The 15,567-nt window shown below is 32.1% G+C and carries 12 protein-coding genes; all 12 read left to right on the plus strand.

The window, feature by feature from the left end; all coding sequences use genetic code 11:
• The first annotated feature begins 45 nt into the window (after positions 1–45).
• Complete coding sequence (locus tag HQN90_RS11070) at positions 46–2,475, plus strand: class I SAM-dependent methyltransferase (protein ID WP_173218175.1); 2,430 nt, start codon at positions 46–48, stop codon at positions 2,473–2,475.
• On the plus strand, positions 2,468–3,307 hold the full coding sequence (locus HQN90_RS11075; protein ID WP_173218178.1) for a glycosyltransferase: 840 nt from the start codon (positions 2,468–2,470) through the stop codon (positions 3,305–3,307). Before HQN90_RS11070 ends, HQN90_RS11075 begins: the two co-directional genes overlap by 8 nt.
• A gap of 14 nt (positions 3,308–3,321) precedes the next feature.
• A complete protein-coding gene (locus tag HQN90_RS11080) occupies positions 3,322–4,419 on the plus strand; it encodes a hypothetical protein (protein ID WP_173218180.1) in 1,098 nt (365 codons plus the stop codon).
• A gap of 136 nt (positions 4,420–4,555) precedes the next feature.
• Complete coding sequence (locus HQN90_RS11085) at positions 4,556–4,906, plus strand: hypothetical protein (RefSeq protein ID WP_173218182.1); 351 nt, start codon at positions 4,556–4,558, stop codon at positions 4,904–4,906.
• Positions 4,907–4,999: 93 nt separating this feature from the next.
• Positions 5,000–8,380, plus strand: a complete 3,381-nt coding sequence (locus tag HQN90_RS11090) for a hypothetical protein (RefSeq protein WP_173218184.1) — start codon at positions 5,000–5,002, stop codon at positions 8,378–8,380.
• A 1,205-nt stretch (positions 8,381–9,585) separates the two neighbouring features.
• Positions 9,586–9,789 carry a hypothetical protein gene (locus tag HQN90_RS11095; RefSeq protein WP_173218186.1) on the plus strand — a complete coding sequence of 68 codons (204 nt, stop codon included), beginning with the start codon at positions 9,586–9,588 and terminating at the stop codon, positions 9,787–9,789.
• A 511-nt stretch (positions 9,790–10,300) separates the two neighbouring features.
• On the plus strand, positions 10,301–11,425 hold the full coding sequence (locus HQN90_RS11100) for an FAD-dependent oxidoreductase (protein ID WP_173218188.1): 1,125 nt from the start codon (positions 10,301–10,303) through the stop codon (positions 11,423–11,425).
• Positions 11,422–12,429, plus strand: a complete 1,008-nt coding sequence (locus HQN90_RS11105) for a glycosyltransferase (protein ID WP_173218190.1) — start codon at positions 11,422–11,424, stop codon at positions 12,427–12,429. The genes HQN90_RS11100 and HQN90_RS11105 overlap by 4 nt, the downstream gene beginning before the upstream one ends.
• Positions 12,426–13,211 (plus strand): NAD(P)-dependent oxidoreductase, encoded by a 786-nt coding sequence (locus HQN90_RS11110; RefSeq protein WP_173218192.1) that lies wholly within the window; start codon positions 12,426–12,428, stop codon positions 13,209–13,211. Before HQN90_RS11105 ends, HQN90_RS11110 begins: the two co-directional genes overlap by 4 nt.
• Entirely contained in the window at positions 13,192–13,995 is an 804-nt protein-coding gene (locus HQN90_RS11115) for a sugar phosphate isomerase/epimerase family protein (RefSeq protein WP_173218194.1), read from the plus strand. Before HQN90_RS11110 ends, HQN90_RS11115 begins: the two co-directional genes overlap by 20 nt.
• Before the next feature lie 18 nt (positions 13,996–14,013).
• Positions 14,014–14,805 carry a glycosyltransferase family 2 protein gene (locus HQN90_RS11120; RefSeq protein ID WP_173218197.1) on the plus strand — a complete coding sequence of 264 codons (792 nt, stop codon included), beginning with the start codon at positions 14,014–14,016 and terminating at the stop codon, positions 14,803–14,805.
• Positions 14,806–14,809: 4 nt separating this feature from the next.
• Positions 14,810–15,553 carry a sugar phosphate nucleotidyltransferase gene (locus HQN90_RS11125; protein ID WP_173218199.1) on the plus strand — a complete coding sequence of 248 codons (744 nt, stop codon included), beginning with the start codon at positions 14,810–14,812 and terminating at the stop codon, positions 15,551–15,553.
• The last annotated feature ends 14 nt before the right edge of the window (positions 15,554–15,567 follow it).

Consider the following 15,567-nt stretch of genomic DNA (forward strand, 5'->3'; position numbering starts at 1 on the left):
ATTATAAGAAAAGATGTTGGAACATAAAGTTTGGAGGTGCTTACTTTGGCGAAGCTAAATTTCGATTATTACCAATCAAATGCTGATGATGTTTATACAGATGGCGATATTGAAAATGACTTACTACATTATGCCAAAAGTGGCGAATGCGATTGGTATCAAGATGGAAGATGGCCAATCGTGTACCATATGTCCCATCTTAGGCACAATATATTAAATTGGTTTCCATTTAAAGAAAATTGCAGCATCTTGGAAATCGGTGCTGGTTGTGGTGCGCTTACAGGTCTACTTTGCGAGCACGCGGCCAAAGTTGTTTCAGTTGAATTAACAAAGAGGCGCGCAGATGTGAATTTCCATCGCCATCAACATTGGGATAATCTCGAAATAGTAGTTTGTGATTTTCAGAGTATTCCATCTGAATGGAAGTTCGATTATATAGTCATTAATGGCGTCCTAGAGTATGCTGCCTATATGATCAATAGCAAACAGCCATATGAAGATTTTTTGAAAATATCTGCTGAACATATGAACCCTAGCGGTAGAATGCTATTATCAATTGAAAATAGACTTGGATTAAAATACTTTTCCGGTGCAAAAGAAGACCATACGGGTAAGTATTTTTCAGGCTTAAATGGATATGTTGAAGGTGAAAATGTTAGAACGTTTTCTAAAGAGGAACTCTATGAACAAATATGTAATGCTAAGCTTTATCCACTTAAATTTTATTATCCATATCCCGATTATAAATTTCCTGCTGAAATCTTTACCGATGCAACTGTTTGTAATATGACCCCTACTGTTTCAAATTATCCATTAGATATGCCTAGAGCTAAGCTATTTGATGAACAAGTAGTTTACCAATCACTTATGAAGCAAGGAATTATGGATAAATTCTCTAACTCATTCTTAGTTGAAATAGCACTTGAATCTAATGAAATTCCCGCTGAAATGTCTTATGTTAAATTAAGTGCAAATCGAAATGAGAGATTTCGAATTTGTACATATTTTGATGGCGATAAAAAAAATGTTTATAAAAAAGCATTGACTCTGCAGGCTGAAGAGCATTTAAAAAGAATGAAAGATTTTAATGATTTTGAATACAGTAATAGCCGGATAAGGAACACCGATTGTAAAGAAGAGCAAATGGGGATTTCATATCCTTATATAACAGGAGATAGTTTAGAAGTAACTTTACTTAATGACTTTAACAATTTAGATAAAAATGATTTTTATGCACAAATCAAGCAATTCCGCGACGAATTGTTTTCGGATATAAAGTTGAAAAAACAACCTATTTCAGATGAATTTGAAGAAATTTTTGGTGTATTGCAATGCACAAAGGAACTACATTGGGTGTCTAATGCTAACGTTGACATGATTTCAGGAAACATCTTTAAAATTAAAGATAAATTCCAAGTGATTGATTATGAATGGCATGTTTCTTGTGAAGTGCCGCAGGAATTTATTTTATGGCGCATGCTTAAGCAACTTATAGAAGATCATCAATTAGAGTCGATTTTAAACAAAGCTTCAATGTATGAATTGATCAATATTGATGAACAAGTAGAAAAATGCTTTTTTGAGTGGGAGGATCATTTTGCAAAGAATTATGTGGGGATAAAAGATTTGTATTACCTCGCAAAGGATAGTGTCCCCCTAGATATTGAGTTAGCTGTAGCAAGGCAAATCAAAGAACATGTACTGCAAAGTACCTTGTTTTTTGATTTGGGAAATGGATTTACTGATTTTAATTATGAGAGTATTAATGCAGTCTACACGTCTACTGGTTTTGCTGTAACTTTCACTCAAGAAAAATTAAAATTGGCGAAATTGCTCAGATGGGACCCCCTTGAAGGAAGCGCTAGCAACATTAAGATTCAAAATATTGAAACAGACGGTAAGTTTGAAAGTATAGTACCAATTAATGCGGAGAGGTTTACAGAAGATATAGGATATGAATTCTTCACCTACGATCCACAGTTTCAATTGAACGGTGATTTTTCTGGCGCTACTTACATGAAGATCTATTTTTCTTGCAATATAATGGATTGGACAGTGGGTTATCAAACACGGGAAGAAGAAATGATACTTTTCCGTCAGAAAACTGCTGAACAAGAATTAATTAATCAACGATTGATAACTGAATTCAATGAACTTCAGCAGGCTTCAAACAAAACTCAAGCAAAACTAGATATGAGATCGACTCAATTGAGTACTCTACAAATGGAAATGTCATCTAAATTGGAAGAGCTAGAAATAATCAAAATGGAATTGTCATCTAAACAGGAAGAGCTAGAAACAGCACAAATTGATTTGCTAAAGCTACAGAAAGACCTTCTTAATAAACAATCAGTTTTGTCAAATACTCAAAACACCCTACAGACTATGATTATTCAAATGAAAGAGCATCGCGTAAAATCCATAATAAAGATTTTATTATTTGGCAATATCTTTAGGGGGAAAAAAGGTGAGTAAAGTAAGTGTAATTATGCCCTGTTATAATGATGGTGCATACATTCAGGAGGCTATTGCATCAGTATACGCCCAGAGCTACAAGGATATCGAATTGATTATTATTGATGATGGGTCTGATGATGAATTTACATTAGAGATTTTAAATCGTATATCCAATGTAAACACCAAGATTTTAAAGACCCATCGCTTAAGACCAGCTGGGGCAAGAAATGTGGGCATAGAGCATTCAACAGGAAAGTATATTTTACCAGTGGATTCAGATGATATCATTGCTTCGGATTATGTGGAAAAAGCTGTTAGAGTATTAGAAGAAAATGAACGAATTGGTGTTGTTTACTGCTATGCTGAATTATTCGGAGAGAAGAGTGGAAGATGGGATCTCCCAAACTATTCATTGGAGAAAATGTTGTTAGATAATATTGTCTTTGTAACGGCATTGTTTTACAAAGAAGATTGGAAAAAGGTTGGCGGTTTTAATACCAATATGCATCATGGTATGGAAGATTATGATTTTTGGCTCTCTATTTTGGAGATTGGTCGTGAAATTCATCAAATGCCTGAGGTTTTATTTCACTATAGGATTAAACCAACCTCACGTACTACGGAATTCATGACTAATATCCAAGTTGTAAAGGAAACTTATTTAGAAATTTATCAGAACCATCCGGACTTATATGAGAAATATAAGAATCAATATGGAAAGATTTTAAGAGATGCACTTATCGAGCAAATATTTTTGAATAGAGCATTACAAGAGGGTATCACTATATTAGAGAAAATTAAGCGTATTCCAATTCTTAAGTCGATAATAAAGAAATTCATTATAAAATAAAGAAGAGGTAATTTATGATAATCTTTACATCAATTTGCGCGAATTATTTGCATAAAGCTCGTACACTGGCTAAGTCAGTAAAAGAAAATATTCCAAACGCAACTTTTGTTGTTTGCTTAACAGAACGTGAAGTGTTGCCTCAATACGAATATTCATATTTTGACGAAATCGTATTGGCCAAGGATGCTTGGGAAGGTAATTTCAATCGATTTATTTTCAAACATGCGATAGTAGAAGCATCGACTGCAGTTAAAGGGCAATTCTTTCGATATTTATATGAAGCCTTTCCTGACGAGCAACAATTTGTTTATCTTGATCCCGATATATATGTTTATTCAGATTTTATTGAGTTGAAATTACTTTTGGAAACACGTCCTATCGTTTTATGTCCCCACTTGCTTGACCCAGGGAATATCGATATGGAGCTTTCAAGTACAGCTCATGGTGTGTATAATTTGGGGTTTTTAGGCGTGAATAGGAGCCAGGAAGCACAAACTTTTATTAAATGGTGGGCAGATAGGTTGTATTTATTTTGCTATGACGATATCCAAAATGGTATTTTTACGGATCAAAAATGGATTGATCTAGCACCATGTTTTTTTGATGTGGAAATATTTAAGCATAGAGGTTATGATTTTGCTCCGTGGTCTTTACTGGAATGTGGAATGACTGAAGAGAGCGGAGAATTCTATGTAAAGGGAGATCCGTTACGATTTATTCATTTTTCAGGTTATGGAGACTCGGCACAAAAGTGCATGAGAGACTGGCTTCCTCCAGGTGATCATCCTTTTAAAAGACTCTACGCTAGTTACTCTGAACTCCATGACGCGAATAATTGCGATAATATTTCAAAAACGCAATGGACCTACGGATATTATTCGTCTGGTGAAAATATAGAGGATTCAATTAGAGTGGCGTACCGCAAGGATTATGATGTGATGTTTAGTGTAGAAAACCCTTTTGAACTAAGTAATGAATATTTTGAGGGCAAATTAAATGTGAGTAAACTTTTGACTAAATCTAAAAAAACTTTGACTAGAGCAACTAATATTATTCGTTACCAGGGTTTTAGGGCCTTTACTAAGAAGCTTTATAATAAGTTATTTAATTAGTGTCACTAGTCCTTCGGTATAGACTCAAATCATTTCCCGAGTAGTAATGTGAAAATTGCAAAAAAGTCCATCCTTGCAAATAACTATTTCTAATATCTAAATAAATGTTTTGAATTTATTTTTAATGTGAGGGTCTATGACAATTCTTTTTTTGTTAATCGCGACATGCTTTAATCTCGCTGCTCAGTTCTTATTAAAGAAGGCGATCACAGGAGTAAAAATCGAAATAACTAATTTAAACTCGATAGTCGCTATCTTAACAAATTCTTATGTATGGTTAGGTGCAATAAGTTATGGATTAAGTTTCTTAGTTTATATTTTTGCATTATCCCGTGGAGAATTAGGTAAAGTAGCTCCTGCATCCCAAGTTCTTACCATTTTAGGACTTGTGGCCGTCTCAGTCTTTTTCTTTCATGAACCGTTAACAATTTATAAATCTATCGGTCTCCTACTGCTTATTCTAGGTGTATGGTTTATTTTCCACTAACATATTGATTAATAGTTAATAAACTTGTTAGTGGAAGACTTTGATTTCAAAATAAATGCTGAAAATTAAAGTGTATTGTAAAAGGAGAAGTTTATGTTAGAACATTTTAAATTGCATAAATTTATAACGTTTGGAAGTCTTATATCTGTAGGTTTTTACATTAGTTTGTTCATTGGGCTATTTTTGAAATTATACAATGTAAATACACTAAGTCATTTTGATAGGAGAATCATCTCTGCCTCAACCATGGCAGCTGTTAATGTGGATTCTAGAATTTCTTTTTATTTTTTAGCATTAATATCAGTAGTTCTAATTTCTTTAATTATTTTCTACTTAATATATATTTGTCAACAAAACTTAACTAAATTATTTAATAATAGATATTTTGATTTTAATATTAAGTTTTTTAATATTATTTCATTCTTTGGCTTTATATCTTTCTTGAACTTGGGTTTAAAAATTTCAATTAGTGTTATTATCAGTCTCCACTTTGTTATAATACTACTTACAATATTAAAAGGAATAGCGTATATAAAGTCATGGAAAACAATTCAATATTTATTATCTAGTAATAAATTTGTTATTTGGTTTTTTCTATCTGCTTTTAGTTTAATGTTTGATATTGAATATGTTTTTAAAAAAAAACCATTATTTAACTACAGTCCATTTATTTATATACTAAGTTTTTTTATTATTATTGTATCAAGCTATGTTTTTCTTTTAATCTTAACACACAGAAAAAAGATCTCATTGCACAATGCTTCTAAAATAATAATCTTAAGCACTTTTCCTTTAACAATAACTCCTTCTTTATTGCCTATTTCCAATGAAACCTTTCTAATTTTAAATCAACAAGGTATTTTTAATATTTCTCCACTAAAAATTCAAGCAATCTTATTTATTCTCATCCTCTCAGTGAGCTTTGTGTTATTTGTACTAGCTTATATAGGAAAATTTAATGAGAGGAAAGTTTGCTTAAAAGGGATTCTAGAAAATCTATATTATCCGGGATTCTTAATTATGTTTGCGATGATATTGTATCAGCCTGCTGTCAAAATGGGACCTCCTTCAGAATTATTTGAGTCGGGTAACCCAGGACTTGCGATAGATCAATTATTCCGCTATGGTAGAATACCAATATTAGAAACTTTTAATGCACATGCTTTTTCAGAACTTTTAAGCCCATTAGTTTTTTCTATCTTAAATGGATATCAAGGTTGGGCAGGTAATTTATATTCTGAGGTAATCGATAAAATTTTTTATTACTTGATTGCATATTTTTTTCTGAAAAGATTATTCTCTAAGGAACTTGCAGTGATATTGTTACTTTTTTTTCCTGTTGGGATTCTTACAAATTTTGTGCTTCCTAATTATTATATTATCTCATTAATATCTGTTTTTGGAATATTAAAATTGATTAAAGCTAAATATAGCTTTCAGGGTTATTTAATATTTTGGTTTATATTGAGCTTGACATTTATGTGGCGCTTTGATTTAGGATCAGCAGCAATAATGTCAGCTCTGGGTGTAATCATTTCTTGTGTGGTTATTTATAGAAACAAATTTAATATTAGTAAATTTGTTTTTAGTGGGATGTTAATATTTATATTTTGGTTTTCACTATTTCTCTTAATAGCTTTTCTGAAGCATATACCAGTTATATTTAGATTAAAGGAATTGTTTTCAGTGATTTCTTCCAATCAAGTTTGGGGGTATCCAACAATAGGGGACAGTGGACAGATAAAATATTATTTATATTATTATTTAGTGCCAATCCTGAATTTAGCAATGTTTTTGTTTATTATTTATAAAAATAAGTTTGTAAATAAAGTTAAGCAAGAGGTATTTGTTTCAATAATATTCATGGTTTTGTTTTCAATATTAAATTTTCCCCGTGGATTAGTTCGACATTCTCTTGTGGAAAACAATACAGTAATGATTTTGGGTTTCCTTACTTTTTGTTTATCTTATTTCCTATATTTATTTTCGAAAATCAATAAATTGGAAAAATATCTATTATTTTCAATTGTAGCTATTGGCATTTCATTAATAGTGGCATCAGGATCTCAAAAAATAAACAAATCCGATAATTCTTTGATAGTGCAAACAATGAAAAGTATGCCATCCTCATTTGTTAATTACAAGGTCGAAAAGACTAAGATCGCCCGATATGAAGAATCACAAGAATATTCTGTAACGACGTATTCATCTCTCAAGAAATTTTTCGACGAAACTATGGCCCCTGATGAAACGTTTATTGATTTTAGTAATTCGCCATATTTATATGTATACACACAACGAAGAACACCAATGTATATTAATCAAACACCAGTGTTTCTATCCGATGAAATATCACAGTTGTCATTTTTAGAAGAAATCAAATCGTCGTCAATTCCTTACGTAATATTTGCTGATAAAGGGGGATGGACTAACTTAGATGGAGTACCTAATAATATTCGTTCTTATCGTGTAGCAGAATATATTTATAAAAATTACGAACCTCTAGTAAAAATGAATGGTTTAGGAGTATGGGTACTTCATACGAGAAAAAATGAATTGGAAAATAAATTAAACAAATTAAATGAGCCGTTCCAAGTTACAACATTATTTGATTCTAATAGATCATGGGATAAAAATTATGTTATAGATGACCTCAATGCTACGATTTCTGAGAACACAATAAAGCTGGTCACAGGATCTAAAGACCCTCAATTATATGGAATAATTGGAGCATCAAAGCAGCAGGAGGTATTACTAAGGGAAGGTGATTATAACAACTTGGAGATGATCTACACATCACAAAAAGGTGGTAATCTTCAAATTTTTTATCAAATTGATAATTTTCAATTTAATGAACAATTTAGTACTAAAGTACATATTGATCAGACTTCTGTTCCAACAATTGTTAATTTACCTATTCCGTTTAATGGGCTTTTAAAAGATATCAGAATAGATCCGCCATCAGATGATGTATTCAATATTAACAATTTATCTATAAAAACACGTGATTCCAGTCAAGTGATTAATGAGAATTATCAACTACCTTTGGATGAAAGTGTGGACATATCATGGTTGCCGTACTACTGGGGCTCAAAAGACTCGCTTGAAGCAACATCTCGAACTAAAGTACTGAGTACATTAGTTGGAAACGAAATGATTATTCAATCTGGAAGTAATAGTTTTAAAATTAATAATAATCTCCAGAAAAGTAATGGGAATTATTTATATTTAAGATTAAAATCTAATGAAATCAGAGATCCATATAAGATGATTGTTAAATATAATGGATTGACAAATGTGGGGATGTCTAATACATCCATATCATTCTTGATTAAAGCTGATGGTCAATATCATGATTATCTTATTAGAGTTAGTAGTCAATTCAACTGGCATAGAACTAGTATTGATGTATTCAACCTAGATCCAGAGGCCGCAACTACTATAGAATCTATAAACATTAGGGAAGGAGATTGATTCCATCAAATTATAAGGCTAACTAGTTTAACAAGAAAGCGGATAGGCTCCTTAACTTAGTAGAGTCTATCTGCTGAATGTTCTCGGTCTCGGAGTTTCTTTCTAATAGTTAAAACTTTCAAGTATTAAAGTGTTGGTTTGGATTCATTTTTTACAAGCAACAGTGGAATCATCGTAGATTTTAGTATTCTCTTTATGTGCATGGCAGAATAATGGGTTACTCATGAAAACTCTCATGTAGAATTTCAGCCAGTTCGTGATTGAATAGAAAAGCTGAATATTTACATGCAGGGAATGAATCCTCATTATTAATGAGAGTATCTTTAGTTATATTACTCATCGTAACGGAAATTGCTTTTTCATAGGAATGAAATCAGCAGTATAGAAAGGACTAAAAATGAGGGGAAAAGTAAATTCAAATACTTTGATAATAAATTTTTTAGTTCTTTAGTTTTATTAATGCTTATATTATATTTTTCTTTAAGTCGAATATTCTTTTCTGATTTCTACCCATAAATGGTGATTTCAGAATTATAATGGATATAGACCTTATTAACTATAAGCAATAGTTTTACAATGAGTTTAGCATTAACTAGCTTTATTACAGCTTTATTTTTTGCATCTCTATTATTTCATTTGAATATTAAACATTTCAAAAGATCGATTATTTTGACTGTTCTAATCATATTAGCCGTAATATTTCATTTTCCGGATTTTTTAAATTCAGACAGAATGGTTCGAGCTTTTTTGCCTTTTATAATTAATTAATTAATTATTTATTTTTATTATAAATAAAATTCAACTTATCAATAAAATAAGATACCATTCTATTTATTCTTGGAATTATTTTGGGTGCAGGAGTCGGATTGTCAAATGATTACGCTTTAAGTGTCTTGTTAGCTGAGACAACTATTTATAGTGTTCTTAATATTAGAAGAAATTTTTTTGTTAAGATTATATTCCTTATTTTAGACTGATTTTTTATGTAAGTATATTAAGTCAAATTACATTAAATTAATTTTATATAAATTCGAGTAAACTAAAAGCTGTTTTTCTAGGTATTCTTCGGCATTAGAATTTATAAATTCAAAATATCAACCAACAGGCTATCGATTATATTATTCATGCAGCAAATTGGTTTTTTTATAGAAAATTACTGGAATATTATAAACAATGTTTTATAGAAACTGCAAAAGCAAACGCAAGTGGCCACTGTAGAAATTTATGTGAAGACTGATAAATCCATAAATAACGTGATTGCAGATATTAACTTACAATATAATACTACTTGGAAAAGTAATAGATTTACAAAGGGAGTAGGATTGAAGAAAATAGTTGCAGTTAAGGATGAATGGTCAGAATCTAAAGGTGTGGGCCTTTATAATTTACAGGATAAAACATTGATTTGAATATACCAATCAAATTATCGCATGGTCTAGGAGAATTCTCACTAAGTTAATACCCAATTCAAATTACAAATATTAATGTAAAGGTAAATAAAATTAATCTATCCTACCAAATGTACCAAGTGATGCATCGGATTTATTAGATATGTATAAAGAAGAATACGTTCAAGCAGAAATTTAACAGATGAAAATTGGGAGAAAGGCATACATCGAACACAAAATATTATTTTATTAAAAAATGCGTGAATAAATAGAAAAACTGTACAAAGTAAAAATAACTTTAAATGGAGAATGATTTCACATAAAATTTCTCGGATAACAATTCTTGGTAACGACAGAATAAATATAGTTTAAAAAGATAATTTCCCTAAACGTATATTGGAGTATCCAACTAAATTAGAGTTTACAGATACTACTTGATTAATGCCATTAATTCAAAATTAACATATCTACATAAATATTTTGATATGATATATAATTATTTAGATTTCATTAGTTTGCTGAAAGGAACACCATGGATATAAAAAAATATGACTACGTAATATTCGGTGCTGGAATTTATGGGATGTATGCGGCAAAGCTATTAGCCTCAAAAGATATCAGAGTTGCACTTATAGAAATAGATGATAAACCGCTGCAACGAGCAAGCTACATCAATCAAGCTAGAGTTCATAATGGCTATCACTACCCTAGAAGTGTTTCAACCGCTGAAAAATCAGCGAATTATTATAGACGCTTTAACGAGGAGTTTGAGTATGCTATTCACAGGCAATTCAAAAAAGTATATGCAATTTCTTTGTATGATTCCTTAACAAACGCAGAACAGTTCAAACGATTTTGTGATTATGTAAGAATTCCAGCAGAAGAAGTAAATACCTCGAAATATTTTAACAATGGGATGATTGAGGCTGCTTACGAAACAGATGAATTTACTTATGATGCACAAAAAATAAGAAATGCGCTATTTGAAGAGTTAAGTGAATTTAACAACGTCGATATGATTTTTAGTGGTCAGATAGAGAAAGCAGAAATTGTTGGAACTGATTATCAAGTTTGCTTAAAAAATGGGATAAGTATACAAACGCCTAACGTATTGAATGCTACTTATGCTAGCATAAATCAGTTACTGCATTTTTTCGGATATGATCTATTCCAAACGAAGTACGAACTTTGTGAGGTAATTCTTACAAGGGTTTCATCTAACTTTTCTAATGTTGGAATTACCGTCATGGACGGGCCTTTTTTCTCACTGATGCCTTTCGGATTTTCCGGTACACACTCTCTCACTTCAGTTAGTGATACTCCTCATGAAACAAGTACTGAACAGTTTCCTAAGTTCTCATGCCAAACCTTCAGGGCAGATTGCAATGAAAACGTTTTGCGTAATTGCAATTCATGTAACTATAGCCCGCTTTCAGCATGGATTAGGATGAGTCAGCTAGCAAGAAAGTATTTGAAATCTGAGATATCAGTGCATTATGATTCATCGTTATTTGCAGTGAAAACAATTTTAAATACAGCGGAAATTGATGATTCCCGACCTACTGTAATTAAAATCTCTTCAAATAAACCGAAATTTATATCTGTGTTCTCTGGTAAATTCAATACAATTTACGACTTAGAGGAGGTTTTACTGTGAAAGAACAAGTCTTCGTCTCAGCAATTGTTTATGTACATGATGAAGAACACAGTGTTGCTAATGGATTAGAGGAATTAAATATGTCACTCTCTTCAATCTTTAAAAATTATGAGATCATCCTTGTTAATGATGCTAGTGCGGATGCAACATTGCTAAATGCAAGGGAAATTAAAGAGTCTCTAAATGGCAATTTAACAATAATAAATCTTTCCAGACGTCATGGTATCGAAAGAGCAATGAATGCAGGCCTTGTAAAGTCTATTGGGGACTTCATTTTTGAAATTGAAAATATTAATTTTGAATATTCTTTAGAAATTATATACTCATTATTTAAAATGGCTTTAAGCGGGAATGACATCGTCGCGGCATCCCCTAATACAGGTTTATCTTGGACCTCTAAGTTATTTTATAAGCTTGTGAATAGCTTTTCTTACTTAAAGCTTGATTTAAAGACAGAATCAATAAGAATTGTATCTCGCCGCGCACTAAACGCGATGCTAAATTTAAAAGAGAAAGTGCGTTATCGAAAAGCTCTTTATGCATATACGGGTTTCAAAAAACAATTGATTGAGTACGACCCAATCATTAAATTGAATTCTGAAAAATCTAAATTAAATCGAGAAAATATAAGTACTGCTTTTGATGTTATTGTCTCCTTTTCTAATATTGGACTTAGGGTTTCTCATTATTTATCCATTTTGTTTCTACTCTTTAGTTTATTCATGGCTATATATACTTTTTATAATTATTTCTTCAACAAAAATATTGTTGAAGGTTGGACAACTTTGATGATTCTAATTAGTTTTGGGTTCACTGGATTATTCTTTATAGTTGGGATGCTTGGGGAATATATTTCACGACTACTGATCGAGATTCAGAATCGTCCCTTTTATACAACTAGCTCCACTGAAATGTATAAGCCTGTTAATCAGTATACGAATAATGAAATTCACCAGGCGCGTATTGAAGCTGCGATTGCAAAAGAAGGAGGAGTTAACTTGTGAAGACTGCATTAATTGGATATACAGGCTTCGTAGGAAGTTCATTAATTAAACAAACCAACTTTGATTATTGTTATAACACTAAGAATATCGAAGAAATCCGAGGGGGGAAATTTTCAACTGTTATTTGTGCAGGAGCTCCCGCGTTAAAATGGAAAGCAAATCAAGAACCAGAAGAGGATTTGGCTAATATTCAGATGCTGATAAGTCATTTATCACATATTGAAGCTGAGGAGTTCGTTTTGATTTCGACAGTTGACGTCTATAAGAATCCTTTAGGGGTTAATGAGGATACTCCAATTGATCTTGATGAGTTGGAGGCTTACGGTAAACATAGGTTCTATTTGGAACAATTTATTTCAAACAAGTTTGCCAATTATTCTATCATTCGTCTTCCAGGGCTTATGGGAGTTGGTTTGAGGAAAAATATTATTTACGATTTAATGAACAATAATTGTCTACACCTTACCCACAAAAGCAGTGTCTTTCAATTTTATGATATGTCTCAATTGTGGCAAAATATACTGACCGTAAGAAATAACAATGTTAAACTAATCAATTTCTCAACGGAGCCTATAGCAGTTCATGAGATTGCTCAAAGTTGTTTTAACATCGAGTTTAATAACGTCACTGATAAAGCGCCTGTTGCTTATGATATGAAAAGTATATATTCCAATTTGTTTAATTCTGAAAGTACGTATATGCTCACAAAAGAACAAGTTTTTGAAAGCATACGGAATTTAATTAGACTGGAGAATCTTCATCATGAAACTGGCAATCTCTAATATTGCTTGGGATGTTTCTAAAAATGTTGAGATAGTTACACTAGTTAAAAATTATGGAGTAAAGGGAATTGAAATCGCTCCAACAAAGGTTTGTTCACAACCAGAAAATTCTAATTCAGCAATAATTAAAGATTATAAAGAATACTGGCAAAGTAAAGATTTAGAGTTAATTGCAATGCAATCATTATTATTTGGAAAACCTGATTTATCAATATTTGGACCAAAACAATCAGATACTCTAGAGTATCTTTATTCGATTGTGGAGATGGCATCAAGTCTGTCAACTAAAGCGCTTGTTTTTGGATCTCCTAAGAATCGAATTATAGGTAAAATGGATCCTAGAAAAGCGCGTGAGCAAGCTATTATTTTTTTTTCTAGCTTAGGGGAATATGCTTTACAAAGCAATGTATTTTTCTGTATTGAGGCAAATCCACAAGCTTACGGGTGTGATTTTTTAACAGGGACGCTCGATGCACTAGATTTCGTTAAAGAAGTAAACCACCCAGGTGTAAAGTTGCAAATTGACACAGGAACCTTATTTATTAATAGAGAGAATTCTATTGAAGTAATTAAAAGGTGTCTGCCTTATATAGGGCATTTTCATATTAGTGAACCATATTTAAATCTTATTGGAAATGAAGATCATTCAGATATTGCTGATTGCCTGAAAGATTTAGATTATAAAGGTTGGATTTCCATTGAAATGAAAAGTAATTTACTGGAAAATGATGTGATATCAGTAAAGACTGCCTTAGATTATGTGACTAAAACCTATCTTAAATAAAATGGGGTGATTATTGAAATGAAAGTAAATAAAGAATGGGAAATTCCTAAATATGAACTTACTGAATTTAAACCGAAGACGCATAAGTATTGTGTGTGTATTCCTGTCATAAACGAAGGGGAGAAGATTCAAAAGGAATTAAAGAAAATAAGCCAATTTGAAGACATCATAGATATTCTTATTTTAGATGGTGGAAGTACAGATGGTTCATTAGATCATGAGTTTCTTATTTCAAAAGGAGTCAGGGCAATCTTAATAAAAAAAGATATAGGAAAGTTGAGCGCTCAACTTAGAATGGGATTTGCTTATGCTTTATCCCAAGGCTATGAAGGAATCATAACAGTCGACGGTAATAATAAAGATAGTGTTGAATCTATTCCACTATTTATAAAGCAGCTCGAAATTGGAATGGATTTTATTCAGGGTTCCCGTTATGTACCTGGGGGAAAAGAAGTAAATACACCGTTATCTCGGAAATTAGCCATCAAACTGATTCACGCTCCTTACTTATCTATCATTTCTGGTTTCAAATACACGGACACTACGAATGGTTTTCGTGCTCACTCAAAAAAGTTGCTATTGGACACCAGACTTAAACCTTTTCGAAGCATTTTTAGCACATACGAGTTATTGGCATACATCTCTGTAAAAGCACCACGTTTAGGATTTAATGTTGTTGAAATTCCCGTTTCAAGAGAATATCCAAAGGGAAAGATACCTACCAAAATCAGTCCGCTTCGAGGAAATGTTTTACTATTGAAAATATTGCTGGGACTCATGTATGGAAAATATAATCCGAGGAGCGAATAATAATATGAAGGGCATCATTCTAGCAGGTGGAACTGGTTCACGTCTTTATCCTTTAACTAAAGTGACTAACAAACATTTACTTCCCGTAGGTAAATATCCAATGATTTTTCACTCGGTTGCAAAGTTAAAGGAAGCAGACATTAATGATATACTTATTGTAACTGGAAAAGATCATATGGGTGATGTGGTTAACCTTCTAGGAAGCGGCAGAGAAATGGGAGTAAGCTTTACTTACAAAGTGCAAGATGAAGCCGGTGGAATTGCTCAAGCACTTGATCTAGCTGAAAATTTTGTTGGAAATGATCAGATGGTTGTCATTCTAGGTGATAATGTTTTTGAAGAGAGTATTGTTCCATTTGTAAGTAACTTCAGGGCTCAGAGAAGTGGTGCGAAAATTCTTATCCAAGAGGTCCAAGATCCTCAAAGATATGGTGTTCCTGAACTTCAAGGCGAGAAAATTGTATCTATCGAAGAAAAGCCTCAGAAGCCAATGAGCAATTTTGCTGTAACGGGTATTTACATGTTTGACAATTCTGTTTTTGATATTGTGAAAAGCTTGAAGCCATCAGGTCGCGGTGAACTTGAGATTACGGACGTTAATAATGCATACATCGAAAGAAATGAACTTACTTACGATATACTTCAAGGCTGGTGGACGGATGCGGGAACACATGCATCATTGGCAAAAGCGAATGAATTAGCCAGAGACTTGTATTTCGGGGAAGAGTTTGGGAAACTTAAATTATAAGAGGTGCCTGCATG

This window comes from Paenibacillus alba (assembly GCF_013204855.1).
Classification (GTDB): domain Bacteria; phylum Bacillota; class Bacilli; order Paenibacillales; family NBRC-103111; genus Paenibacillus_E; species Paenibacillus_E alba.